The organism is Dermacoccus sp. PAMC28757 (genome assembly GCF_014302635.1).
Lineage (GTDB): Bacteria > Actinomycetota > Actinomycetes > Actinomycetales > Dermatophilaceae > Dermacoccus > Dermacoccus abyssi.
The window spans coordinates 2,150,379-2,174,874 of sequence record NZ_CP060292.1 but is presented as its reverse complement, the minus strand read 5'-3'; the positions used below and the strand labels follow the sequence as shown (position 1 = coordinate 2,174,874).

Genomic DNA, 24,496 nt, shown 5'->3' with positions numbered 1-24,496 from the left:
CGCTCGGCGGCCTGGGAGTTCTGAGAATTCGGCACGGCTCCATGCTAGGTGCGACCACCGACAACCGCGGACTAGGCTGGCCCTCATGCCTGCCGACACCACCCTTTCCGAGGCGAACCACACCCCGATCGAGGACTACGCGCTTATCGGCGACACCGAGACAGCGGCCCTCATCAGCCTCCGGGGTTCCGTCGACTGGTTGTGCCTCCCCCGGTTCGATTCCTCGAGTTGCTTCACCGCCCTTCTCGGTACCCCCGACCACGGCCGTTGGCTGCTGGGTCCTTCCGACGAGGCAATGACCACGCGCAGCTACCGGGGCAACAGCTTCGTCCTCGAGACCATCCACGAGACGCCGACCGGCAAGGTGCGCGTCACCGACCTCATGCCCGTGAGCGACGGCCGCGCCGACGTGCTGCGCCGCGTCGAGGGTCTCGAGGGCACCGTGGCGATGGAGCAGGAGCTCATCGTCCGCTTCGGCTACGGCAAGGTGAAGCCGTGGGTCAGCCACCACCCCGGTCACAGCGAGGACGAGGAGGTGCTCGTCGCGATCGCCGGGCCCGACATGCTCATCTTCCGCGGCGACCGACTGCCCGTCGGTGACGAGGGCCGTCACCGTGACCACTTCGAGGTCAAGGCCGGTGAACGCTACGACTTCAGCGTCACCTGGGTGCCCAGCTACAAGCCGATCCCCGTTCCCCTCGACACCGACCGTCGCATCGCAGCCTCCCTCGATCGCTGGGAGAACTGGGTGAGCCACTGCACGTACAACGGCCCGCACGCCGAGGTCGTCAAGCGCAGCCTGCTCGTGCTCGACCTGCTCACCGACAGCCGGCGCGGCGGCATCGTCGCAGCTCCCACGACGTCGCTTCCCGAGCACATCGGCGGCGAACGGAACTGGGACTACCGCTACTGCTGGCTGCGCGACGCCTCGCTGGGCCTCGAGTCCCTGCTCCGTGCCGGCTACATCGAGGCCACGCTGAAGTGGCGTGAGTGGCTCGTGCGCGCCCTCGCCGGTGATCCCGAGGACATGCAGATCATGTACACGATCGACGGTGGGCGTGAACTCGCCGAACGCGAACTCGACCACCTGCCCGGGTACGCGAACAGCCGACCGGTCCGCGTGGGCAACGGCGCCGTCGACCAGAAGCAGACGGATGTCCTCGGCGAGGTCATGATCGCCTTCGAGTCCGCTCGCGACCTCGGCGGGCAGGAGAGCCAACAGAGTTGGGCGATCCAGGCTGCGCTCGTCAACGAGCTCGCGGATCACTGGGACGAGCCGGACAACGGCCTGTGGGAGATCCGCGGGCCCCTGCAGCACTTCACGCACTCGCGCGTCATGGTGTGGGCGGCCTTCGACCGCGCGATCCAGGCCGTCGAGGAGCACGACCTGCCCGGTGACGTCGAGCGCTGGCGCGAGATCCGCGACCTCGTGCGTGAGGAGGTGCTGACGAAGGGCTTCAACACGGACAAGAACACCTTCACGCAGCACTACAACACCGACGAGGTGGACGCCTCCCTGCTGCTCATCCCTCTCATCGGGTTCCTGCCCGGTGACGACCCCCGCGTCATCGGCACCGTGCGCGCCATCGAGAACGACCTCATGCGCGGCGGGTTCCTCCTGCGCTACCGCACCCAGTCGGGCGTCGACGGCCTCGCGGGCGACGAGCACCCGTTCCTCGCGTGCTCGTTCTGGCTCGTCTCGGCCTACGCGAAGATCGGCGAGCTCGACAAGGCCTGCGAGCTGTTCGACCGCCTGTGCGACCTGCCGAACGACGTGGGCCTGCTCGCCGAGGAGTACGACCCCGAGGAAATGCGTCAGGTGGGCAACTTCCCGCAGGCGTTCAGCCACCTCACGCTCATCGGTGCGGCCTACGACCTCCACGAGGCACGCATCGCGTCGAACGACTACCCCGACGAGGAGATCGCATGAGCTACGTTTCAGACGTCCAGCCCGGCCAGGCGCCGTCGCGCCTCGACCTTCCCGGCCTCACGATGTGGAAGCTGTCGGTCTCGGACATGCACAACAACGTCTACCTGCTCAAGGACGCCGCCACCGGTGAGGCGTTGCTCGTGGACGCCGCCGACGACGCCGCGGCTATCCGTGAGCTGCTCGCCGAGGCGCAGGTCGAGGACGAAGCCCTCGTCGGCGTCGTGACGACACACAAGCACTGGGATCACCACCGGGCCCTGCCGGAGATCGCACTTCTGGCCCGCGAGACGATGGCCGGCGAACTCGACGGACCGGAACTGCCCGTCGAGCCGAGCCGCACGCTCGCCGATGGGGACACCGTCACGCTCGGCGAACAGACGCTCACGGCGCACCACGTGCCCGGACACACGCCGGGCAGCGTCGTCCTCAGCTGGTCGTCCGAGGACGGTTCGACGCCGCACGTCTGGACCGGAGACACCCTGTTTCCCGGCGGCGTGGGTGCCACGAACCACAGCGACGAGCAGTCCTTCGACGAACTGTTCGCCTCTGTCAGGGATCGGATCTTCGGCCGTTTCGACGACGCCGTCGTCCACCCCGGCCACGGTGACGACACGAGCCTCGCCACCGAACGTCCGCACCTCGACGAATGGCGCGAACGAGGCTGGTGAACGGACGACCGGCGAGAACGACGAAGCGCCCGGTCCGGCAGCTCAAGGCTGCCTGGACCGGGCGCTGTCTCGTCGGCGGCGGGGGCGTCAGGCCGTGACGCGCGGGCCGGCGGCCGGGGTGTCCAGTTCGCCGGCACGCTCGGCGCGCTTCTCGAACCAGATCGTCATGAACGGGATGACGGCGCTGACGAGGGCGAGCCCGATCGTCTTGCCCGGCCAGCTCTTCTCCTGCCACAGCTTGAGCGCACACAGCACGTAGCCGATGAACATGACGCCGTGGATGGGGCCGGCGATCTGCACACCCATCTCGGTGGTCTTCAGGATCCACTTGAAGAACATGCCGATGAGCAGCAGACCCCAGGAGATGGCTTCGGCCAGCGCGAAACCCTTGAACAAACGCGTGATCGTCATGCGTTCAATAATACCGATGCCCCCTGAGCGCAGCGTGGGCGCCTACTTCTGGCCCTCCGTCATCTGGCGCAGCTCCTTCTTGAGGTCACGCAACTCGTCGCGCAGGCGAGCTGCGAGTTCGAACTGAAGCTCCGCTGCGGCCTCGTGCATCTGTGCCGTGAGTTCCTGGATGAGCCCCGCCAGGTCGGCGCTGCTCGAGCCCTTGCGACCGCCCGTGGCGACGTCGGCGTCGGCCGTGGCGGCTCCTGTGCCACCGCGGCCCTTGCCGCGGCTCATCGAACGGCCGGAACCGAGCAGGGCGTCCGTGTCGGCGTCCTCACGCTGCAGCATGTCGGTGATGTCGGCGATCTTCTTGCGCAGCGGCTGCGGGTCGACCCCGTGCTCGGTGTTGTATGCGACCTGCTTCTCGCGACGACGCGTGGTCTCGTCGATCGCCTCCTGCATCGACGGGGTGATCTTGTCGGCGTACATGTGCACCTGACCCGAGACGTTTCGGGCGGCACGGCCGACGGTCTGGATGAGGCTTCTCGCCGAACGCAGGAAGCCCTCCTTGTCGGCGTCGAGGATCGACACGAGCGAGACCTCGGGCAGGTCGAGGCCCTCGCGGAGCAGGTTGATGCCGACGAGCACGTCGTACTCACCCATGCGCAGTTCGCGCAGGAGTTCGACGCGGCGCAGGGTGTCGACCTCGGAGTGCAGGTACCGAACTCGAACGCCCTTGTCGAGGAGATAGTCGGTGAGGTCCTCGGCCATCTTCTTCGTCAGGGTGGTGACGAGGACGCGTTCGTTCTTCTCGGTACGCGTGCGGATCTCGCCGAGCAGGTCGTCGATCTGGCCCTTCGTCGGCTTGAGGACGATCTCCGGGTCGACGAGGCCGGTGGGGCGAATGACCTGCTCGACGTAACCGTCGCTCTTGGCCATCTCGTAGTCGCCCGGCGTGGCCGACAGGTAGACGGTCTGGCCGATGCGCTCGAGGAACTCCTCCCACTTGAGGGGACGGTTGTCCATCGCGCTCGGCAGGCGGAAACCGTGGTCGACGAGGGTGCGCTTGCGCGACATGTCGCCCTCGTACATCGCGCCGATCTGCGGCACCGTCTGGTGCGACTCGTCGATGACGAGCAGGAAGTCCTCGGGGAAGTAGTCGAGCAGTGTGTTCGGGGCCGAGCCCGACTCACGGCCGTCCATGTGGCGGCTGTAGTTCTCGATGCCCGCACACGAGCCGACCTGACGCATCATCTCGATGTCGTACGTCGTGCGCATCCGCAGGCGCTGCGCCTCGAGCATCTTGCCCTCGGTCTCGAACCGCTGGAGTTGGTCACCGAGTTCGACCTCGATGCCCTTGATGGCGCGTTCCATGCGCTCGGGGCCGGCCACGTAGTGCGTGGCCGGGAAAACGTACATCTCCTCCTCGTCGTTGACGATCTCGCCCGTCAACGGGTGGAGGGTGTAGAGCCGGTCGATCTCGTCGCCGAAGAACTCGATGCGAATGGCCAGTTCCTCGTACACGGGGATGATCTCCACCGTGTCGCCGCGCACCCGGAACGTGCCGCGCGTGAAGGCCATGTCGTTGCGCGTGTACTGCATGGTGACGAAGCGGCGCAGCAACTCGTCACGGTTGATCTCCTGGCCGACCTTCAGCCGGGCCATTCGGTCGACGTACTCCTGCGGGGTACCGAGACCGTAGATGCACGACACCGACGCGACGACGACGACGTCACGGCGGGTGAGCAGCGAGTTCGTGGCCGAGTGACGCAGTCGCTCGACCTCCTCGTTGATCGAGGAGTCCTTCTCGATGTACGTGTCCGTCTGCGGTACGTACGCCTCTGGCTGGTAGTAGTCGTAGTAACTGACGAAGTACTCGACGGCGTTGTGCGGCAGCAGCTCGCGGAACTCGTTGGCAAGCTGCGCGGCCAGTGTCTTGTTCGGCGCGAGCACGAGGGTCGGGCGTTGCACCTGCTCGATGAGCCAGGCCGTCGTCGCGGACTTACCGGTACCGGTGGCGCCCAGGAGGACGATGTCCTTCTCCCCCGCGTTGACGCGCTGGGAGAGCTCGGCGATGGCCTTCGGCTGGTCGCCGGCGGGCTGATACTCCGACTCGACCTTGAACGGCGCAACGCGGCGCTGGATGTCAGTCACTGGACGCATGGTCAAACCCTACGTCCGGGCACCGACAACCCCGGAATCACGGGGTCCTGATGCCACTCGAGGCCACCCGCACGGCTGGGGGCGCCATCCGTGGGTCAGTGATGAACCGACGGCTCGACGTGCGTCGTCCAGACCTCCGATGCCTGCTCGCGCAGCTCCTCGGGGGTGCCCGTGTTGTCGATCCACACGTCGGCCACGGCGCGGCGCTGCTCCGTTGTGGCCTGTGAGCGGATGCGTGAGAGCGCCGCTTCCTTCGTCATGCCCCGGTCGGCGACGAGGCGCTCGAGGCGCACCTCTTCCGGCGCATCGACGATGACGACGAGGTCGTACTTGTCCGCGTACCCCAACTCGACGAGCAACGGAATGTCGTGGACCACGACCTGCCCCGACGCGGCCTTGCCCATCTGTCGCGCCGTCTCCTGCGCAATGAGGGGGTGCGTGATGCCTTCGAGTCGCCGCCGGGCCGTCTCGTCGGCGAAGACGAGCTCCGCCATCGCAGGGCGGTTCAACTCACCGCCGGCGGTCAGCATCGCTTCCCCGAACTCCTCGACGATCGCGCGGAGGCCGTCGGAGCCGGGCGCCACGACGAGGCGCTGGATCGCGTCCGAATCGACGACGAGGGCACCGAGCTGCGCGAACGTGCGCGCCACGGTGGACTTTCCGGAGCCGATACCGCCGGTCAGTCCGACCCGCAGGCCTCGCTCGAACGCGTACTGCTCGGTGCCACTCATCGTCTCTCCTCGATCGTCAGCTACCCGCGTGAGCGCTCGTCTCGTCGAGCACCGGCTGCACGTGCTCGTCCCAGTGGGCGTCGACGAGCTCACGCAGTTCGTCGCGTGTTCCTGCATTCTCCATGACGAAGTCCGCAGCGTCCTCGCGCTCGCTCTGCTGGGTGTCGGCGTCGATCTCCGCCCATGCCTGCTCGCGGGTGAGACCGCGCTCCTCCATGAGGCGCCCCACGCGCAGCTCGACCGGAGCCGACACGACGACGACCTGGTCGAAGTCGCGCGGCGTCGACTCGGTGAGCAGCGCGAGGTCGAGTACGAGAACGGAATCCTCGCCGACCGCCTTGGCCCGAGCGTCGGCCACCTCGCGGACGGCAGGCCCGACCACGTCGTACAGGCGCCGACGGGCGGAGTGGCTCTCCGTCGTCAGGCCGTCGAGCGTTTCCCAGTCGATCGTGCCGTCGGGGTGGACGATCTCCTCGGAGAAGACCGCGCGCAGGTCCTCGAGCGTCTCGTGACCCGGTGTGAGCACCTCGCGCATGAGCTCGTCGAACTCGACGACCACTGCGCCACGACGCTCGAACTAGTCGGCGACGACGGACTTTCCGGAGGCCACGGCGCCCGTGAGACCGATCGACACGGCCGCGCGACTGGCCGCGAGAGCCTGCGTGTGCGACGTCGTCGGGGTGTGCGTCTCGTACTCGGGCTCGGTGCCGATCTCGAACTCGGGCAGGACGACGTACTCGTCCATGTCCTCGCTGTTCTCGGCCGCGCGGCGCTCGTACTCCTCCTGCGGGAGAACCTTCTTCCACTGTCGTGTGCGGATCGGCTTCGCCGCGCCCGCGTCCTCGCGCAGCGCCTGCAGCAGGAGGAACGCCTGAAGGATCGTCAGGATCATGACCGGGAAGCCGATGACGATGATGACCTCCTGCAGCGCGTTGAGGCCGTTGTCGCCGGCGGTGAGGATGATCGCCGCACAGACGGCTCCGACCGACAACGACCAGAACACGCGCTGACGGCGCGTCCCCATGTCCTCGTGGCCGTTCGCCATGGCGTCGAGCACGAGGGCACCCGAGTCGATCGAGGTGACGAAGAAGACGACGATGACGATGAGTGCCAGGGTCGCCGTGACGCCGTAGAGCGGCATGTCCTTGAGGAACTGGAACAGGGCGTCCTGCACGCGGCCGTCATCGACGATCGTCTTCGTCAGCTCGCCACCGGTACCCGGCTTGTCCGCGCTCGCGCGATCGGAGGTGATGGCCGAGAAGCCGTAGATCGACATCCAGACGACGACAAACGCGGTCGGCAGGCCGAGGGACGCGGCCACGAAGGCACGGATGCTCCGGCCGCGGGAGATCTTCGCGACGAACATGCCGACGAAGGGCGCCCAGGTCACCGTCCAGGCCCAGTAGAAGACGGTCCAGTCACCCGACCACTGGCCGTGACCGAAGCTGTCGTTGAAGGTGCTGAGCACCGGCAGGGCACTGAGGTAGCGACCGGACGCCTCGATGATGCTGCGCATGAGGTCGGACGTCGACGCCGCGTTCATGAGGATGAAGAGCATGAGCGCGATCGCGAGGATGATGTTCGCGTACGACAGGCGCTTGACGCCCTTGTCCATACCCGCGAGCACGGACGTCAGCGCTGCAGCGGTGATCACCGCGAGGATCGCAGCCTGCACCATGCCGGAGATCGGCACGCCGAAGACGTACTTCATACCGGAGTTGATCTGCAGCGCACCGAGACCCGTCGACACGGCAAGACCGAAGACGGTGGCGACGATCGAGATGATGTCGATCGTGCGTCCGATCGGGCCGTGGATGCGGTCACCCAGGACCGGGTGGAACGCCGAGGAGACACGTGGCGGCAGGTTGCGCTTGTAGGTGAAGTAGCCGAACGACAGGCCGGGCACGATGAGCACGGCCCACATGTGGATGCCGAAGTGGAAGTTGGCGATGTTGATGGCCTGCCAGGCGGCGGCGTCGGTGAACGCCTTGTCGCCCATCGGCGGGTTCGCGTAGTGGTTCATCGGCTCGGCGATGCCCCAGAACATGAGGACGGCGCCGACGCCGGCGGCGAACATCATGCCGAACCACGCGAGCCCCGAGTACTCGGGTTCGGCGTCGTCCGCACCGATCTTGATGCGGCCGTAGCGGCTCATGGCGAGCCCGACGGAGAAGACGACGAGGAGCGTGGCGCCGGCCGTGTAGAACCAGCCGATGTCGTAGCGCAACCAGTGCGCGATGGAACCGAAGAACGTCTGAACCGGCCCTGGAAACAGCCCCATCCCTGCGCTGAACAGGACGATGAGGAAGGCCGAGCCGAAAAAGATGATGGGCGACGTACGCAGACCGAGGCGGTCGTGGGCACGTGTGGAGATCGAGTTCACGAGAGTCTCAGAGGGGTTGGTCGAAATTCGCCGAACTCCCAACGACCCCGGAGCCTCGGCGAACCTGTGCCCGGACGGCACGATCCGCCATGGTAGTCAATCCCCCGTCTCAGCGCTGGCGGTACGTCACTCTCCGGCAGCGGAATCGGTGAATATGCTCATCCGGGCGAGCCGGTCGAAGGCCTCGTCGATGCGCTGCTCCCCAACCGTCACAGCGAGCCGTAGGAAGCCCTCACCGGACTCACCGAAAGCCGTTCCCGGAATGGTGAGGATGTGCGCCTCCTCGACGATGCGCGCGGCGCACTCGACGGACGTGAGGCCCGTCGCGCGGATGTCCGCCCACAGATAGATCGCCCCCTCCGGCGCGAGGGCATCCATGTTCGCAAGGGCCCGGACGCGCTCGTACGCCCGCTCGAGACGGCGGCGGTAGAGCTCCTTGACCGGGGGCTGCAACTCGTGACGGCGCTCCAGGGCGTGCAGAGCCGCACGCTGGCTCACCGACGGCGCGGTGAAGACGTTGTTCTCGTTGACGTCGCGCGCGGTGGAGACGAACTCGGCCGGGGCCATGATCCAGCCGACGCGCCACCCCGTCATCATGAAGTCCTTGCTGAAGGAGCCCACGGTGATGGTGCGCTCCCCCATGCCCGGCAGCGAGGTAAAGGGCACGAAGGGCTCGGTGTACGTGAACGACGTGTAGATGTCATCGGCGATGACGACGAGGTCGTGTTCCTTCGCCACCTCGGCCACGGTCTCGAGCGCGGCGCGCGACCACGAGACGCCCGTCGGGTTGCAGGGCGTGTTGACGATGAGGGCCCGCGTGCGCGGCGTGACGGCGGCCTCGAGATCCTCACGGGTCACCTGGAAGCCGTTCTCCTTGCGCGTGGGCACGAAGACGGGCACGCCGCGGGCGAGACGGACCTGGTGCGGGTACGGCGTGAAGTACGGCTCGATGACGAGCACCTCGTCGCCGTCGTCGAGCAGCGTCTCCATGACGAGCCACATCGCGTGGCAACCGGACGTCGTCACCATGACGTCGTCGACGGGGCGCTCGAGGGCGTGATCGGTGCGGTACATCTCGACGATCGCCTCACGCAGTTCGGGGTCGCCGAGGCTGGAGGTGTAGTGCGTGTGCCCGGCCTTCGCGTCGGCTGCGGCAGCGTCGATGACGCCCTCGTTGGTGGTGAGGTCGGGGTCACCGAGGCTGAAGTTGATGACGTCGTCGAACTCGCGGGCGCGGTCGGCGATGACCGACATCTGCGTCAACGAATCGCCCTGGTATCGGGAGGAAATGAAACGTGCCATCGTTCGAGAGCCCCTTATCGCGCAACGAGCCGCACCGATCAGGCGCGGGCGGCACCATCATGCCCCCGAAGACGCCGTCGTGACCGTTAGGGTGGACGCTCGTGAGTGGCCTTCTCGTGACCGGTACGTCCTCGGACGCAGGCAAGTCGCTCGTCGTCACGGGCCTGTGCCGCGCGTGGGCGCGCCAGGGGGTCCGCGTCGCGCCGTTCAAGGCGCAGAACATGTCGAACAACTCGATGGTGTGCGCCGACGGCGCGGAGATCGGGCGCGCTCAGTACCTGCAGTGCGAGGCGGCCGGTGTCGAGGCGAGCGGGGTGCACAACCCTGTGCTCCTCAAGCCGGGCAGCGACCGGCAGGCGTTCGTCGTCGTGCGCGGCAAGCCCGCCGGGCGGCTCGAGGCCGGTGAGTACGCGACGGGCCGCACCCACCTGGCCGAAGCAGCCTTCGCCGCGTACGAGGAACTCCGGGCGAGCGTCGACCTCGTCGTCACCGAGGGTGCAGGCTCCCCGGCGGAGATCAATCTTCGGGCGGGTGACTACGTCAACATGGGTCTGGCCAGGCGCTTCGGCCTACCTGTGGCCCTCGTGGGCGACATCGACCGGGGCGGCGTGCTCGCAGCGCTTTACGGCACCTGGGCGTTGCTCGACGACGAGGACCGTGCGCTCCTTCGCACGTTCGTCATCAACAAGTTCCGCGGTGACGCGTCAGTGCTCACGCCTGGCCTCGACGAGATCCGTCGACGAACCGGCCTCTCGTGCGCGGGGGTGCTCCCCTGGCTCACGGACGTCTGGCTCGACTCGGAGGACGCCCTGTCGATCGGCCGCTGGCGACCCGACGACGACGCGATGTCCGAGCGCCTTTCGGTTGCTGTCGTGCGGTTTCCGCGCACGTCGAACGCGACGGACGTCGACGCGCTGGCCGCCGAACCGGGCATCGACGTCCACATCACGACCGACCTCGATCGCTGCCGAGAAGCCGACCTCCTCGTCCTGCCCGGCAGCCGTGCCACCGTCGACGACCTGGCATGGCTGCGTGGCCAGGGCCTCGACGCCGTCGTCACCGAGCGTGCAGCAGCGGGTCGGCCGGTGCTCGGCATCTGCGGTGGGTACGAAATGCTCGTCGAGACGATCGAGGACGCCGTCGAATCGTCCGCAGGCATCGTCACGGGGTTGAGCGTGCTCGCCGGCCGCGTGACGTTCCACGACGAGAAGGTGCTCGCCCGCCCGAATGAACGGTGGAAGGGCCAGGACGTCGACGGGTACGAGATCCATCACGGCGTCGTCGACGCGGAACCGACGTTCCCCGGCGGCTCGGCCTCGGGCTCGGTGTGGGGCACGATCTGGCACGGCACCTTCGAGAACGACGGCTTCCGACGCGCCTGGCTCGCCGAGGTCGCAGCGGCGGTCGGCTCCGCGTGGACGCCCGACCTCACGGCGCCAGGCTTCCGCGCGCGACGCAGCGCGATGATCGACGCCCTCGCTGACGCGTGTGAGGCGTCGCTCGACCTCGATCACCTTCTCGAACTCGCCCAGGAGGCACCGTGACCGGCAGAAGAGTCAACGTCATCGGCATCGGTGCCGGCGCGCCCCATCACCTCACGCTCGGCGCGATCGCCGCGATGCGCGAGGTCGACGTCTTCCTCGTCGCGGGCAAGGGCGAGGACAGGGCCCAACTCGTGGCCGTCCGTGAAGAGCTGTGCCGGCGCCACCTCGAGCCGGGCAGCTACCGCTTCGTCACGCTGCCCGACCCCGAGCGCGGGCCGGACGCGCAGCGCGACGGCGGCCAGTACCGCCGAGGCGTCGACGACTGGCACGAGGCGCGCGCGCAGCTGTGGGGCGAAACGATCGACGCCCTCGATCCCGAGGTGAGCGTTGGCTTCCTCGTCTGGGGTGACCCGGCGTTCTACGACTCGACGATCCGCGTCGTCGAGCGGATGCGCGCTACCCGCGACTTCGACGTCCACGTCCTACCCGGCATATCGGCGTTCCAGGCCCTCGCGGCCGAGCACGGCATCGTCCTGCACGAGATCGGCAAGCCGATCCACATCACGACCGGACGTCGACTCGAAGCCGACTGGAGCCCGGACGCTGCGTTCGTCGTCATGCTCGACGGCTCGCTGCACTGTGCGGCCCTGCGGGAGCGGGCACCCGACCTCGTCCTCCACTGGGGTGCCTACCTCGGGCTACCTCAACAGGAGTTGCGCTCCGGGCCGCTCGACGAGGTCATCGACGACCTCGTCGACCTGCGCGCGCGGCTGCGCGCCGAGCACGGATGGATCATGGACGTCTACGCCCTCGGTGCCGTGTCGTCGGCCTCGGCTGCCGAAGCCTGACGCCTCACGTCCACGGCAACCGGCGGCGCCGACGAATCCCCCGCCACCACCAGCGTCTGCATCTGGCGGCTGATGCGGTCACAGGCCGAGCGGAAGGCCCCGGCGTGTGGTTGCGCGGGAACCCGAACCGGACTCTCGAGATCCCGGGCGACGCCCAGCATCTCCCACGCGAGAACATTCCAACTGAGCGCGCCCACCCGAAAGCGGCAGCCTGTGGCCGTGGCCTCGAGTCCTTCGCGGAAGGCCGCGGGGATCCTGCGAGCCACCCGCGAAACGTCGACGGCCATCTCGAAGCGCAGGACGCACTCGAATCTCTCCTCCAGATCACGGTGATGATCATGCGGCGGCACCTTCCTCGGCTCGAACGACCAGGACGTCACGCGAAGCTCGTCCATCCGATCGAGTCGGAACACGCGCCAATCCTGACGCCCTCGGTCATACGCCTGGAGATACCAGCGCTCTCCCTGGGTGATGAGTCGCCCAGGTTCCACTTCACGCGAGGACGTCTCGCCGTCGGCCTTGCGGTAGCTGAACCGCACCAGCGTCCGGTCGCGCTGTGCCGTGGCCAACTGTTGCAGCACGCGCAGATCTACCGCGGGCCGCGTTCGTGGCAGTGCGCGCGTGGCATCGTCCAGAGCCGAGGCGACAGCGCGCAGCCTCGGAGGGAGGACTTGATCCAGTTTCGTCAGCGCGCGAAGGGCCGCCTCACCGATCTCATCGGTGCCCGAAAGCGCCGCCATTCGTAGACACGCGACCATCGCCACGGCCTCGTCGTCGTCGAGCACGAGCGGCGGTAAACCGCGACCAGCCCCGAGGCGGTATCCGCCGTCAAGTCCACGTTCGCCCTCGACCGGGTACCCGAGCTCACGAAGACGCACCACGTCGCGTCGTACCGTGCGCTCGGTCACCCCGAGGCGTTCCGCGAGTTCCGGCCCCTGCCAGGACGTGCGCGATTCCAGGAGGCCGAGCAGGCGCAGGACGCGGTGTGTCGTTTCCGCCATGTGCTCATCCTGCCCGACACAGCGGACCGAACCTGTCCGGAAGTTGCGCTCTGATGGGTGTACGGCACAAGCCAATGACGAAAGGGAACCGCCATGTACCTACCCCAGATCGACGACGAACGCACCACGTTGTGCAACTACCTCGACGTCCAACTCGACGCGATCCGTGCGAGCGCGTACGGCCTCGACGACGAGCAGGCCCGGCGGACGCCGCTGCGCAGTGCGCTCAGCATCAGCGGCATCGTCAAGCACATCGTCTACTGCATGAAGCAGTCCTTGTCCGGCGCCGGACACCACGAACACGACCAGCCGTTCGAGGCGTTCGCCGCGAGCTTCACGCCCACCCCCGAAGAGACGCTCGACGTGCTTCTCGGTGTCTTCGACGACGTTCGCACCGAGTACACGCAGATGTGTCGAGAGGGTGATGTGGAAGCAGAACTGCCCGTGGGGCCCATGCCGTGGTTCGGGATGGACGAGGCGCGCCCGGCGAAGCTGCGCTACCTCTACGTCCACCACGTCGAGGAGTTCGCTCGGCACGCGGGCCACGCGGACATCATCCGTGAGGAGTTGGACGGTGCAACGGCCGGTGAGCTGCTGGCAGCTGTGGAGGGCTGGCCGGCGAACGACTACATCACGCCCTGGCGGTCGTGACACGCCTCAGTCGGTCGTCCTGACGCTCGTGCGGCGCGCTTCGAGCCCGCGCAGGAGCATCCCGGCGGCGAGCACTCCGCCGACACCTTCACCGGCACGCAGACGCAGATCGAGCAAGGGCTCAAGTCCGAGTTCCGTGAGGACGAGTGCGTGCCCCTTCTCCCTGCTACGCTGGCCAGCGACGAGGTAACCCTGCACCGCCGGCTCGAGTCGGCACGCGACGAGCGCGGCCACGGAGGTCGCGAGTCCGTCGAGCACGATCGTCGTGCCGGCGTCCGCCGCTGCGAGGCAGACTCCCGTGAGAACGGCGATCTCGGGTCCTCCGAGACAACGCAGGGCTCGCCGGGCGGCGTCGGCGTCCGAGCCGAAGGTTTTCGAACGCTCCAAGGCGGCGCTGACGACCTCGAGCTTGCGCTTCGACATCGCAGCATCGGCTCCCGAACCGAGCCCGACGACGTCGTCGGCGTCGACGCCGAGCAGCGCGCACGTCAGTGCGGCCGCCACGGTCGTGTTGCCGACACCCACCTCGCCGAGGACGACCAGTCCGTCGGCGGCGGCCCGCCGCCCGACGTTCTCACCGACGGTGACGCAGCGCTCCAGATCGTCGTCGGTGAGGGCGTCGGCGTCCCGAAGGTTGCCTCGGTTTCCACCGGGTCGGGCATCGATCGCCCCGGTGACGAGCTCACTCACGCCGGCGTCCACGACGTCCACGGCAAGACCTGCCGCACGAGCGTGTGCTGCTCCGAGCGAGCTCGGGTCGGCCAGGGCATGGCCGAGAACGTCGGCCGTCACGTGCGGCTCGTAGGCGCTGACGCCGAGCTCGACGACGGGGTGGTCGGCACCCGCCAGGATCAGGCGCCCTCCGGCGGTCTGCGGACCGGACGTCGCCACGACACGGTTGAGGGCCCGGTCGAGGATGCCCAGTGACTCCGGCGGTGCGAGGAGCGTGTCCGCACCGTCCCCTGCCTCGACGAGTGCGTCGCCGTCGGGCGCGCGCAGGTGCGACAGCGGTTGCGCCGGCGCCCCGTCGCCCTCGGGCCACCGCTCCTCGAGCACGACGTCCTCGAGCGGCAGCTTCGTCGACCAGGACGCGCGCTGCAGGCCGGGCCCCGGCGGGCGCTCGTCCGGCCAGCCCAGGCACATCCACCCCAGCGTCTCGACTCCCTCGGGCGCCCCGATGAGGCCGGCCAGGTCGGACGGCTCGAAGAGCGTCACCCACCCCATCCCCAGACCGAGCGAGCGCGCCGTGAGCCACATGTTCTGAATGGCGCACGCGCACGACCAGACGTCGGTCTCGGTGAACGTGGCCCGACCGAGAACTCCGTTCGCCGGCGTCCGCCGATCGCAGGCCACGACGATGCCGATGGGCGCTTCGCGCAGGCCCTCGAGCTTGAGGTCGAGGAGGCGTGCCGCGCGCTCCGGCAGCAGGTCGCGTGCCTGACGCAGCCGCGCCGTGTCCGCGAGGTGCGCCGCGCGCTCGCGCGTCTCGGGTGAACGAACGACGACGAACCGCCACGGCTGGCTGTGGCCAACCGACGGCGCGCTGTGACCCGCCTCGAGCACCCGCTCGAGCAACTCGGGCTCGATCGCATCCGGCCGGTACCGCCGGATGTCACGTCGCCCGGCGATGACCCGCCCGAGCGCCTCGGTGACCTGCTCACCCATGGCCCAGCCGCGCGGATCCTCCCGGCGTTCCCGTGCGGAGGAGGCGTCCCCGACCGTCGGTCGCGGTCGTTGGGGCGCGCCCGACGGCGTCACTGCTCCAGCTCCCCTTCGACGTCGAGGTAGACCTGCTGCATCGCGGCCATCGTCTCCGGGTTCGGGTTCTCCCACAGGCCACGGTCGGCGGCCTCCCCGAGCTTCTCGACGATGCCGTGCAACGCCCACGGGTTCGCGTGGCGCATGAACTCCTGCGTCTGCTCGTCGAGCACGTAAGACTGGGCGATCTGCTCGTACATCCAGTCGGGCACGACGTGGCTCGTCGCGTCGAAGCCGAAGAGGTAGTCGACGGTGGCGGCCAGTTCGAAGGCACCCTTGTATCCGTGACGTCGCATCGCGGCGATCCAGCGCGGGTTGACGACGCGCGCACGGAAGATGCGCGAGGTCTCCTCCGTGAGCGTGCGGGTCCTGATGGCGTCGGGCGTCGTCGAGTCGCCGACGTACGCCTCCGGCTCCTCGCCCGTGAGTGCCTTGACCGTGGCCACCATGCCGCCGTGGTACTGGAAGTAGTCGTCCGAATCGAGGATGTCCGACTCGCGGTTGTCGACGTTCTTCGCCGCCACCTTGATGCGGCGGTAGTTGCGCTCCATGTCGTCGCGGGCCGGAGCGCCGTCGAGGTCGCGGCCGTACGCGTAGCCGCCCCAGGTCGTGTACACCTCGGCGAGGTCGGCGTCGCTGCGCCAGTTGCCCGAGTCCATGACCTGCAGCAGACCGGCCCCGTAGGAGCCCGGCTTCGAACCGAACACGCGCGTGCGAGCACGGCGCTCGTCGCCGTGGGCCACGACGTCGGCGCGGGCGTGGGCGCGCACGAAGTTCATGTCGTCGGGTTCGTCGAGGTCGACGACGAGGCGGACGGCGTCGTCCAGCATCGCGATGACGTGCGGGAACGCGTCACGGAAGAAGCCCGAGATGCGCACCGTGACGTCGATGCGGGGCCGGCCGAGGTCGTCGAGCGGGATCGGCTCGAGGCCGACGACGCGGCGGGACTGCTCGTCCCAGGTCGGCGTGACGCCCAGCAGGGCGAGGATCTCGCCGATGTCGTCGCCGCTCGTCCGCATCGCCGAGGTGCCCCACGCGGACAAGCCCACGGACTCGGGCCACTCGCCGTGCTCGTCGCGGTACTTCGCGAGCAGCGAGTCGGCCATGGCCGTGCCCGTCTCGTACGCGAGACGGCTCGGAATGGCCTTGGGGTCGACCGAGTAGAAGTTGCGGCCCGTCGGCAACACGTTGACGAGGCCGCGCAGCGGCGAGCCGCTGGGGCCGGCCGGCGTGTACCCACCGTCGAGGGCATGGAGGACGGCCGTCAGCTCGTCAGGCGTCTGGGCGAGGCGGGGCACGACCTGGGTTGCAGCGAACGTCAGCGAGGCCTCGACGCCCGAGCGGTCGACGTCGGCCAGACCGTCGAGTTGCTCCGCGACGATGGAGGACACCGCGTCGGCTGACCATCCCGCCTGCGCCAAGGCACTGACGAGGGCGTGTGCCCGCTCCTGCGCGGCGTCCGTCGCGGTGCGATCGGTGCTCGTCACCTCGAGTCCGAGGGAGGTCCGCAAGCCGGGAACACCGTCACCACCGCCGCCGAACAGCTGGCGGGACTGGAGCATCGCCACGACGAGGTTGACGAGTTCGTCGCCCTCCGGCGCGCGCCCGAGAACGTGCAGACCGTCACGGATCTGGACGTCCTTGATCTCACACAGCCACCCGTCGACGTGCATGACGAACTCGTCGAAGTCGTCCTCGTCCGGCTGCTCGTCGAGACCGAGGTCGTGGTGCAGCTCCGCTGCCCGAATGAGGGTCCAGATCTCACCGCGAAGCGCGGGCGCCTTCGCCGGGTCCATGACCGAGACGTTCCCGTACTCGTCGAGCAGCTGCTCGAGGCGCGCGATGTCGCCGTACCCCTCGGCGCGGGCCATCGGCGGCACGAGGTGATCGACGATCGTCGCGTGCGCTCGGCGCTTGGCCTCGGTGCCCTCACCCGGATCGTTGACGAGGAACGGGTAGATGAGCGGCAGGCTGCCGAGGGCCGCGTCCGTGCCGCAGGAGGCCGACATCCCGAGGCTCTTGCCCGGCATCCATTCGAGGTTGCCGTGCTTGCCCATGTGGACGACGGCGTGCGCGCCGAACTCCTCCTCGAGCCAGCGGTACGTGGCGAGGTAGTGGTGGGTGGGCGGAAGGTCGGGGTCGTGGTAGATGGCGATTGGGTTCTCGCCGAACCCGCGCGGCGGCTGGACGAGGATGACGAGGTTGCCGCTGCGCATGGCCGCCGCGACGATGTCACCGTCGGGGTTCTCCTGGCGGTCGACGAAGAGTTCACCGGGCGCTTCACCCCAGTGCTCGCGCATCGCGTCGGTGAGGTCGCTCGGTAGCGCGTCGAACCAACGGCGGTAGGTCGCGGCAGGGATACGGACGTGGGCGTCGCCGAGCTGAGCATCCGTCAGCCAGTCCGGATCCTGCCCGCCAGCGGCGATGAGGGCGTGGATGAGCGCGTTGCCTGCTGTGGTGTCCGGGTGCTCGTCGTCGACGGGTGCGACGCCGTGCTCCCCGCCGACACCGTCGAGCCCGGGAATGGCACCGGGCTCGCCGAGGTCGTAGCCCGCGTCACGCATGGCGCGCAGCAACCGAATGGTCGAGACAGGCGTGTCGAGGCCCACGGCGTTACCGATGCGGGAGTGCTTCGTCGGGTACGCCGACAGCACGACGGCGATGCGGCGCTCGGACGGCGCGAGCCGACGCAGGCGGGCGTGGCCGAGCACGATGCCGGCGACACGTGCACAACGTTCGGGGTCGGCCACGTAGGTGGCGAGACCGTCCTCGTCGAACTCCTTGAACGAGAACGGCACCGAGATGATGCGCCCGTCGAACTCGGGCACGGCGACCTGGGTCGCCACGTCGAGCGGCGTCATGCCGTCGTCGGAGTCGAGCCAGTCCTCACGCCCCCAGGTGAGGCACAGCCCCTGGACGATCGGCACGTCGAGCGCGGCCAACGCCTGAACGTCCCAACTCTCGTCGTCCTCACCGGCGCCGGCACTTGCCGGACGCGTGCCGCCCGCGGCGAGCACCGTGGTGACGAGGGCGTCGTAGCGACGCAGGTGCTCGAGCAACTCGGCTTCGGGGTCGCGCAGCGACGACACGAAAACCGGTTCGCCGACACCACCCGCGGCATCGAGAGCGTCGGCCAGGGCGTGGACGTAGGCGACGTTGTCCGCGACGTACTGGGCTCGGTAGAAGAGCACTCCGACCCGGGGCCCCTCAGGCGTGGGAGCTTCCGGGCGCTCGAGGACACCCCACGACGGGGTCGTGACCGGCGGGTCGAAGCCCTCACCGGTGAGCAGAAGGGTGTCGCTGAGAAAGGCGTGCAGTGACGCGAGGTTCGTCGCGCCACCCTGAGCGAGGTAGTCGTGGGCCTGGCGGGCAACGCCGGGCGGGGTGGTCGAGCACTCGATGAGCGCCGCATTCGGCTCCTGCTCGCCGCCGAGGACGACGACCGGGACACCTGACGCAGCGAGGGCGTCGAAGCCGTCGAAGAGGTCCTGTGGTCCGCCGAGAAGGCGCACGACGACGATGTCAGCTCCGTCGGTGACCTCGCCGATCGGGCGCGGCCGGGCCGGGTTGGCGATGGCGTAGTCCGCACCGCTGGAGCGCGCGCTGCGCAGGTCCGTGTCGGAGGTTGAGATCAGGGCAATACGAGCCATCAGGCGCTCCTTCGTGAGTATCCGCGCTCACGTCGACGTCGTGGACTCTCCCGGGTTCCCGGCGAGCCGGTCGCGGCGGCGTTCCTGACTTGCACGAGGGCTCACAGTGGCGGGACCGTCCCGGATTCACACCGGGTTCCGCAGCTCACGACCAGCCCCGACCCTACCTGGCTTACGCCTATGCTTGGCGCCGTGCCGTCCCGCCAGATTCACGATCGCTGCCCCGGAGTGCTGCGACCGTTCGCAGCCGACGACGGCGCCATCGTCCGGCTGCGACTTCCTGGGGGACGCACCGACACAACGGAATTGGTCGACATCTCCGCTCTCGCCGAGGAGTTCGGGGCACCCTTCGTCCAGCTGACGTCACGCGGCAACCTTCAACTCCGCGGCTTGCCCGAGCCGCTGCCGGAGCCCTTCGTCCGGACGGTGGAGCGACTGGGGTTGCTCCCCTCGGCCACCCACGAGCGCGTTCGCAACATTGTTGCCGACCCGTCGCCCGAACTAGACTGGCTGGTCAGCGAACTCGATGACCGACTGCAGCGGGACGACGCCCTCGCCACGCTTCCGGGACGGTGGCTCTTCGCACTCTCCGACGAGACGGGCCCTTCGCTGGACGCGCCGTACGACGTGGCGTTCCAACAGTTCTCGCCCACATCCGGTCGCCTCCTCGCCGGGCGACAGTCGCGCCCCTGCTCCCCCGCCGAGGCCGTGAGCGCTCTGCTCGGCGTGGCGAACCGCTTCCTCACCCTCCGTGACTCGGACGCCGTGTGGAACGTGCGTGACCTGCCTTCCGACTCACCGTTGTTCGTCGGCTTCGAGACCTTCGACAGTGCCCCGACCGTGTCTCGGCGCGCTGCCGGATCGGGGCCGATCGGCGCGAACGTCGTGGAGCTGACGGAACTCGGCGTACCGCTGGGCTTCCTCACGCCCACCCTCGTCGCAGCACTGGTCGCGACCCTCGGCTCGTCGGCACGGATCGTCGTGACGCCGCACCGGAGCCTCGTCCTACCCGCCGACACGTCGCCCGAGGCGATCGACGAACTGATCGGGGCCGGATTCCACTGCGCGACGGATCCGCGACGCCGCGTGACGGCCTGCATCGGCGCGCCCTTCTGCCGCCGCACCGACTCCCCCACCGTCGAAATCGCCCGCACAACCCCCGCCCCCGAGGCCGACGGACGCCTTCACATCGTGGGCTGCGAACGAGCCTGCGGCCGACCGACTTCCACCCACACCCTCGTCGTGGCGCCGCGCAGCGCCGACGACGTGGCCGACGCACGAGGTGACCGATGACGAGGCTCCCCACCCGCCGCTACCCTTACGAACGGGACGGGCAGGCGATCTACCGAGAGTCGTTCGCGACGATCCGCCGCGAGGCTGACCTGTCGGCCCTGCCTGCATCGCTGCACACGGCGGCCGTACGCATCATCCACGCGGCAGGAGACGTCGACATCGTCAGGGAGATCGAGGGAAGCCCCGACGTAGCCGACGCCGTCCATGACGCCCTCAGCGCAGGCGCGAGCATTCTCACCGACTCGTTCATGCTCGCGAACGGCGTGACGCGCCGACGCCTTCCGGCCGACAACGAGGTGCGCTGCACCTTGCGTGACCCGGCGGTGCCCGACCTCGCGCGCCAGTGGCGTACGACGCGCTCCGCGGCGGCTGTCTCGCTCTGGGAGCCATGGCTCGACGGCGCAGTGGTCGCGATCGGCAATGCTCCGACGGCGCTGTTCCACCTCCTCGAGGTCATCGCCGACGGCGGCCCGCGCCCCGCGGCGATCATCGGCATGCCGGTCGGTTTCGTCGGGTCAGCCGAATCCAAGATCGCGTTGAGCACCTTCGCACCCGAGGGCGGGCCGGTGCCGTGGCTCACGGTGCACGGACGTCGGGGCGGCTCGGCCATGGCTGCTGCCACGATCAACGCTCTCGCGACGCGGGACGAACTGGCATGAGCGCACCGGCACCAGCAGCTCTGCACGTCGTGGGGCTCGGGCCGGGTGATCCCGACCTCCTCACCCTCAAAGCGGCCCGCCTCGTGGAGTCGGCGGATGTCGTCGCCTACCACCGGGGCCCGAAGCGATCGAGCATCGCGCGTTCCATCGTTGCCGAACTCCTCGCCGAGCGTGCGGTGCCCGCCGTCGAGGAGGAACTCGTCTACCCCGTGACGACCGGGGAGGCTGCCCATCCGCGCGGATATCACGGCGCTCTGGCGGACTTCTACCTGGACTGCGCCGCCCGGCTTGGTGCGCACCTGCGCGCGGGACGCACCGTCGTCCTCCTCGCGGAGGGTGACCCCTTCTTCTACGGCTCGTCGATGTACGTCCACGACCTGCTCGCCGAGGAGTTCGAGACGCATCGGGTTCCCGGCGTCACGTCCGTCTCCGGCGCGACGGCGGCCATCGGTTCAGGGTTGTGCCGTCACGAGGACGTGCTCACGGTTCTGCCGGGCACCTTGCCCGTGCCGGAACTCGCGCGTCGCCTCGCCGACACCGACGCCGCCGTCATCATGAAGCTCGGGCGCACGTTCGCCAATGTGCATGAGGCACTGCGTCAGGCGAACCTGCTCGAGCGTGCCGTGTACGTCGAGCGGGCCAGCCGCGACGGCGAACGGGTGCTGCCGGTCGCCGACGTCGATCCCGAGACCGTGCCGTACATGGCGCTCGTCGTCGTTCCCGGCCTCGACAGGCGGGCTGACGCTGCCGGCCGCGCGGAGGGATCCGCACCGGCTCCGTCAACCAGCCCGTCGGGCGCGGTAGGGACGGTTCACGTCGTCGGCCTCGGGCCCGGTCCCGACCGCTGGCTGAGCCCCGAAGCGACCGAGGTCCTGGGTCGAGTCGCCCACGTCATCGGGTACGCGCCGTACGTCGAGCGCGTGCCGCAGCGCCCCGGGCTGACGCGTCACGCGAGCGGCAACACCGTCGAAGTCGACCGAGGGGCCCTCGCGCTGCGCCTTGCCGCCGACGGCGAGGACGTCGCAGTGGTCTCGGGTGGCGACGCGGGCGTGTTCGGCATGGCGTCAGCGGTGTTCGAGGCGCGCGCGAACGCCGACGCCGGTCTGCGCCACGTCACCGTGCACGTCGTTCCTGGCATCACGGCAGCTCATGCCGCGTCGGCCCTCGCGGGCGCGGCCCTCGGTGCCGATCACGCGCTCATCTCGCTGTCGGACCGCCTCAAGCCGTGGGATGTCATCGACGCGCGACTGCGAGCCTGCGCCCAAGCCGATCTGGCCATGGCCTTCTACAACCCCCGATCGGCGAGCCGGCCGCACCAGTTCGGCGACGCGCTCACCGTCCTGCGCGAGGAGCTGCCCCACGACCGGGTGGTGGCCGTGGCTCGCCACGTCGGTCGCGACGCCGAGGAACTGCGCACGACGACGCTCGGCGAGTTGGATCCGGAGACGATCGACATGGGGTGCCTCGTCATCGTCGGCGCGAGTTCGACGCGGATGACCGAGGACGGCCGCGTCTGGACGCCGCGCTTCGTCAGCTGAGGTACCGCCTGATGGGCGCCGAGCGTCAGTCGCCGGTCGGACGCTCGCGACACGCGCTGTAGAGGTGCGACTCGACGAAGTTGTCGTTCGCGAGGGCAGGGCCGACGAGGATGACAGCGGCCTGACGCAGCGCGGCATCTGCCACCAGGGCAGGCATCGAGGTCAGCGTTCCGCGCAGGACGAGCTGCTCGGGCGTACTCACGCGGTACCCGACGACAACAGGGCATTCCGGGCCGTAGTGCTCCGCGAGTTCGACGCACAACCGGTCCGTGTGACGGATTGCCAGGTGCAGCGCGAGGGTCGCACCCGTGCGGGCGAAGTTCGCAAGCTCCTCCCCCGGCGGCATCTTCGTCGAATCGCGCTGGGCGCGGGTGAGGACGAGCGACTGCGTCACCTCAGGGGCCGTGAGCTCTCGTCCGATGACGGCGGCTGTGGCCGCGTAGGCGGGCACGCCCGGGCAGACCTCCCACGGCACCCCGAGAGCGTCGAGTCGTCGGGTCTGCTCGGCGAGAGCCGAGTAGATCGACGGGTCGCCCGAGCACAGCCGCGCGACGTCCGCTCCGCGGGCGTGAGCCTCGGCCATGAGGCGCGTGATGTCGTCGAGGTCGAGACGTTGCGTGTCGATACGTTCGGCGTCGGCGGGCAGGTGAGCGAGCACGGCCGCGTCGAGGTAGGTGCCGGCGAACAGGCACACCGACGAGCGCTCGAGCAGGTTCACGGCGCGCAGCGTGAGGAGATCGGCCGCTCCCGGACCGGCACCGATGAAGTGGACGGTCATGCGGACTCCTTCGACCTGGGGGGCCGCGTCAGGCACCACTGAACGACGCTACGGGCAGGCTTCCAGCCGTTGAAGCGCCCGAGAGGCTCGAGATGTTCGACGGCAAGGCGGGTGAGTGAGCCGCCGTGCGTGCGGTGTACCTCGTGAAGCAGCGCTTCGCTCTCTCTCGTCACGGCGTGGGCGACGAGACGACCACCGGGCCGCAACGCTGCAATCGCGGCGTCCAGGACGTCACGATCCAGTCCACCGCCGAGGAAGACGGCATCCGGTCGAGGCAGGTCGTCGTCGCGCACGGCGGCGCTCGTGCTGGTGACGTGGACGTCCACGCGGGAGGAGACGCCGAAGCGGGCGGCGTTCTGCGTCACCCGATCGGCACGGTCGGGATCGCGCTCGATGGCGACCGTGCGGGCCCGCGGGGCAGCGAGGCACCACTCGATCCCCACGGCCCCCGAGCCGGCGCCGAGGTCCCACAGGACCTGACCGGGCCACGGGCGCAGCCGGGCGAGGGCGGTGGCACGCACGTCTCGCTTCGTGATGAGTCCGTCGTGCTCGAAAGCGTCGTCGGCACGACCGGGGGCGGGCCCGAGGGCTTGTGGCTCGGCGTCGAGAACACCGACCTCGAGGCACACGACGACGAGGTCAGGGGTGCGTTCGTCACCCCACGCAGCGCAGGTGGTGCTGTGCGAGCCCTCGTTCTGGCCACCGAGGTGCCACCACGCGGTGAGCTGTGCAGTTCCGGCGCCTGCCTCCACGGCGAGGCGTGCAACCTCCGCGGGGTTGTCACCGTCCGAACAGAGCAGGACGAGACGGGCACCAGGGGTGACGAACGGAAGGAAACGGTCCGTGGAGCGGCCGACGAGGGTGACGACGTCGACGGACTCCGCCGACCACCCCATCCGAGCGCGGGCCAGCGCCTCCGACGAGAGCGCCGGGTGGACACGCACCGCCTCCCGACCAACTGCCTTGATCAGCGTCGTTCCGATGCCCGACAAAAACGGGTCTCCGGATGCGAGAACAACTGTGTGCCTGCCTGATTCGCCGACAAGCGACTGCAGGTTGTCGCGCAGCGGCGACGGCAGGGGTCGCCGTTCCTGCTGTCCCATCGACGGCAGCAGGTCGAGCTGACGTGGGCTTCCGATGACGGTGTCAGCCCGTTCCACGAGGTGTCGTGAGGCTTCAGAGAGACCACTCCACCCGTCGTCCCCGATGCCCACGACCTCGATCATGGCCGACACCCTACGACAACGCTGAGCACCGACGGCGGCC

The 24,496-nt window shown here is 68.9% G+C and carries 18 protein-coding genes, 2 pseudogenes and 1 riboswitch; of the genes and pseudogenes, 8 read left to right on the top strand and 12 right to left on the bottom strand.

Going from position 1 to position 24,496, the window contains the following annotated elements:
* Positions 1–85 precede the first annotated feature (85 nt).
* On the top strand, positions 86–1,930 hold the full coding sequence (locus H7F30_RS10355) for a glycoside hydrolase family 15 protein (RefSeq protein WP_187034946.1): 1,845 nt from the start codon (positions 86–88) through the stop codon (positions 1,928–1,930).
* Positions 1,927–2,598 carry an MBL fold metallo-hydrolase gene (locus H7F30_RS10350; RefSeq protein WP_129663444.1) on the top strand — a complete coding sequence of 224 codons (672 nt, stop codon included), beginning with the start codon at positions 1,927–1,929 and terminating at the stop codon, positions 2,596–2,598. Before H7F30_RS10355 ends, H7F30_RS10350 begins: the two co-directional genes overlap by 4 nt.
* 87 nt (positions 2,599–2,685) lie before the next feature.
* On the opposite strand, the gene H7F30_RS10345 is transcribed toward H7F30_RS10350, so the two are convergent.
* The 6 genes and pseudogenes from H7F30_RS10345 to H7F30_RS10325 form a co-directional block, all read right to left on the bottom strand.
* Positions 2,686–3,009, bottom strand: coding sequence for a DUF3817 domain-containing protein (locus H7F30_RS10345; protein WP_165357858.1), 324 nt, complete (start codon positions 3,007–3,009; stop codon positions 2,686–2,688).
* A gap of 42 nt (positions 3,010–3,051) precedes the next feature.
* Positions 3,052–5,154 carry an excinuclease ABC subunit UvrB gene (gene uvrB, locus H7F30_RS10340; RefSeq protein ID WP_047312764.1) on the bottom strand — a complete coding sequence of 701 codons (2,103 nt, stop codon included), beginning with the start codon at positions 5,152–5,154 and terminating at the stop codon, positions 3,052–3,054.
* A 95-nt stretch (positions 5,155–5,249) separates the two neighbouring features.
* Positions 5,250–5,885 carry a dephospho-CoA kinase gene (coaE, locus tag H7F30_RS10335; protein WP_129663440.1) on the bottom strand — a complete coding sequence of 212 codons (636 nt, stop codon included), beginning with the start codon at positions 5,883–5,885 and terminating at the stop codon, positions 5,250–5,252.
* A gap of 16 nt (positions 5,886–5,901) precedes the next feature.
* Positions 5,902–6,450: pseudogene (locus H7F30_RS14925) on the bottom strand (dephospho-CoA kinase); the annotation flags it as partial.
* Positions 6,451–6,462: 12 nt separating this feature from the next.
* A complete protein-coding gene (locus tag H7F30_RS10330; RefSeq protein ID WP_255464746.1) occupies positions 6,463–8,268 on the bottom strand; it encodes a BCCT family transporter in 1,806 nt (601 codons plus the stop codon).
* Between the two features lie 126 nt (positions 8,269–8,394).
* Complete coding sequence (locus H7F30_RS10325; protein ID WP_129663436.1) at positions 8,395–9,570, bottom strand: aminotransferase class I/II-fold pyridoxal phosphate-dependent enzyme; 1,176 nt, start codon at positions 9,568–9,570, stop codon at positions 8,395–8,397.
* A 101-nt stretch (positions 9,571–9,671) separates the two neighbouring features.
* On the opposite strand from H7F30_RS10325, the gene H7F30_RS10320 reads away from it, so the two are divergent.
* A complete protein-coding gene (locus H7F30_RS10320) occupies positions 9,672–11,114 on the top strand; it encodes a cobyric acid synthase (protein WP_187034944.1) in 1,443 nt (480 codons plus the stop codon).
* Entirely contained in the window at positions 11,111–11,902 is a 792-nt protein-coding gene (gene cobF / locus H7F30_RS10315) for a precorrin-6A synthase (deacetylating) (protein ID WP_129663432.1), read from the top strand. Before H7F30_RS10320 ends, cobF begins: the two co-directional genes overlap by 4 nt.
* On the opposite strand, the gene H7F30_RS10310 is transcribed toward cobF, so the two are convergent.
* Together H7F30_RS10310 and H7F30_RS14920 are read right to left on the bottom strand one after the other, a co-directional pair.
* Positions 11,857–12,687, bottom strand: coding sequence for a YafY family protein (locus tag H7F30_RS10310; RefSeq protein WP_240730124.1), 831 nt, complete (start codon positions 12,685–12,687; stop codon positions 11,857–11,859). The genes cobF and H7F30_RS10310 overlap by 46 nt on opposite strands.
* A 42-nt stretch (positions 12,688–12,729) precedes the next feature.
* Positions 12,730–12,903: pseudogene (locus tag H7F30_RS14920) on the bottom strand (HTH domain-containing protein); the annotation flags it as partial.
* Between the two features lie 93 nt (positions 12,904–12,996).
* On the opposite strand from H7F30_RS14920, the gene H7F30_RS10305 reads away from it, so the two are divergent.
* Positions 12,997–13,554: a DUF664 domain-containing protein gene (locus H7F30_RS10305; RefSeq protein ID WP_129663429.1), complete on the top strand. Its 558-nt coding sequence runs from the start codon at positions 12,997–12,999 to the stop codon at positions 13,552–13,554.
* 6 nt (positions 13,555–13,560) lie between these two features.
* Here the strand turns inward: H7F30_RS10305 and bluB are convergent, their stop codons facing one another.
* Both bluB and cobN read right to left on the bottom strand, forming a co-directional pair.
* Positions 13,561–15,219: a 5,6-dimethylbenzimidazole synthase gene (gene bluB / locus H7F30_RS10300; RefSeq protein ID WP_129663427.1), complete on the bottom strand. Its 1,659-nt coding sequence runs from the start codon at positions 15,217–15,219 to the stop codon at positions 13,561–13,563.
* Between the two features lie 89 nt (positions 15,220–15,308).
* Positions 15,309–18,962: a cobaltochelatase subunit CobN gene (cobN, locus tag H7F30_RS10295; protein ID WP_129663425.1), complete on the bottom strand. Its 3,654-nt coding sequence runs from the start codon at positions 18,960–18,962 to the stop codon at positions 15,309–15,311.
* A 56-nt stretch (positions 18,963–19,018) separates the two neighbouring features.
* A riboswitch (cobalamin riboswitch) is annotated at positions 19,019–19,137 on the bottom strand.
* A 17-nt stretch (positions 19,138–19,154) separates the two neighbouring features.
* Here cobN and H7F30_RS10290 point away from each other — a divergent pair.
* Genes H7F30_RS10290 through cobJ form a run of 3 tightly spaced genes read left to right on the top strand, consistent with a single transcriptional unit; the run spans position 19,155 to position 22,452 of the window.
* Entirely contained in the window at positions 19,155–20,255 is a 1,101-nt protein-coding gene (locus tag H7F30_RS10290; protein ID WP_240730109.1) for a cobalamin biosynthesis protein CobG, read from the top strand.
* Entirely contained in the window at positions 20,252–20,914 is a 663-nt protein-coding gene (locus H7F30_RS10285) for a precorrin-8X methylmutase (protein ID WP_129663421.1), read from the top strand. Before H7F30_RS10290 ends, H7F30_RS10285 begins: the two co-directional genes overlap by 4 nt.
* Entirely contained in the window at positions 20,911–22,452 is a 1,542-nt protein-coding gene (cobJ, locus tag H7F30_RS10280; RefSeq protein WP_129663419.1) for a precorrin-3B C(17)-methyltransferase, read from the top strand. The genes H7F30_RS10285 and cobJ overlap by 4 nt, the downstream gene beginning before the upstream one ends.
* A gap of 25 nt (positions 22,453–22,477) precedes the next feature.
* Here cobJ and H7F30_RS10275 read toward each other — a convergent pair whose 3' ends face one another.
* The gene (locus H7F30_RS10275) at positions 22,478–23,230 is read right to left on the bottom strand and encodes a cobalt-precorrin-4/precorrin-4 C(11)-methyltransferase (RefSeq protein WP_129663417.1); all 753 of its coding nucleotides are present in this window, start codon (positions 23,228–23,230) and stop codon (positions 22,478–22,480) included.
* The gene (gene cbiE, locus H7F30_RS10270; RefSeq protein WP_222617794.1) at positions 23,227–24,456 is read right to left on the bottom strand and encodes a precorrin-6y C5,15-methyltransferase (decarboxylating) subunit CbiE; all 1,230 of its coding nucleotides are present in this window, start codon (positions 24,454–24,456) and stop codon (positions 23,227–23,229) included. The genes H7F30_RS10275 and cbiE overlap by 4 nt, the downstream gene beginning before the upstream one ends.
* Positions 24,457–24,496 lie beyond the last annotated feature (40 nt).

Coding starts and splice junctions, on each gene's coding strand:
- H7F30_RS10355 (WP_187034946.1), top strand. CDS start 86: ATGCCTGCCGACACCACCCTTTCCGAGGCGAACCACACCCCGATCGAG.
- H7F30_RS10350 (WP_129663444.1), top strand. CDS start 1,927: ATGAGCTACGTTTCAGACGTCCAGCCCGGCCAGGCGCCGTCGCGCCTC.
- H7F30_RS10345 (WP_165357858.1), bottom strand. CDS start 3,009: ATGACGATCACGCGTTTGTTCAAGGGTTTCGCGCTGGCCGAAGCCATC.
- uvrB (WP_047312764.1), bottom strand. CDS start 5,154: ATGCGTCCAGTGACTGACATCCAGCGCCGCGTTGCGCCGTTCAAGGTC.
- coaE (WP_129663440.1), bottom strand. CDS start 5,885: ATGAGTGGCACCGAGCAGTACGCGTTCGAGCGAGGCCTGCGGGTCGGA.
- H7F30_RS10325 (WP_129663436.1), bottom strand. CDS start 9,570: ATGGCACGTTTCATTTCCTCCCGATACCAGGGCGATTCGTTGACGCAG.
- H7F30_RS10305 (WP_129663429.1), top strand. CDS start 12,997: ATGTACCTACCCCAGATCGACGACGAACGCACCACGTTGTGCAACTAC.
- bluB (WP_129663427.1), bottom strand. CDS start 15,219: ATGGGTGAGCAGGTCACCGAGGCGCTCGGGCGGGTCATCGCCGGGCGA.
- cobN (WP_129663425.1), bottom strand. CDS start 18,962: ATGGCTCGTATTGCCCTGATCTCAACCTCCGACACGGACCTGCGCAGC.
- H7F30_RS10285 (WP_129663421.1), top strand. CDS start 20,252: ATGACGAGGCTCCCCACCCGCCGCTACCCTTACGAACGGGACGGGCAG.
- cobJ (WP_129663419.1), top strand. CDS start 20,911: ATGAGCGCACCGGCACCAGCAGCTCTGCACGTCGTGGGGCTCGGGCCG.
- H7F30_RS10275 (WP_129663417.1), bottom strand. CDS start 23,230: ATGACCGTCCACTTCATCGGTGCCGGTCCGGGAGCGGCCGATCTCCTC.
- cbiE (WP_222617794.1), bottom strand. CDS start 24,456: ATGATCGAGGTCGTGGGCATCGGGGACGACGGGTGGAGTGGTCTCTCT.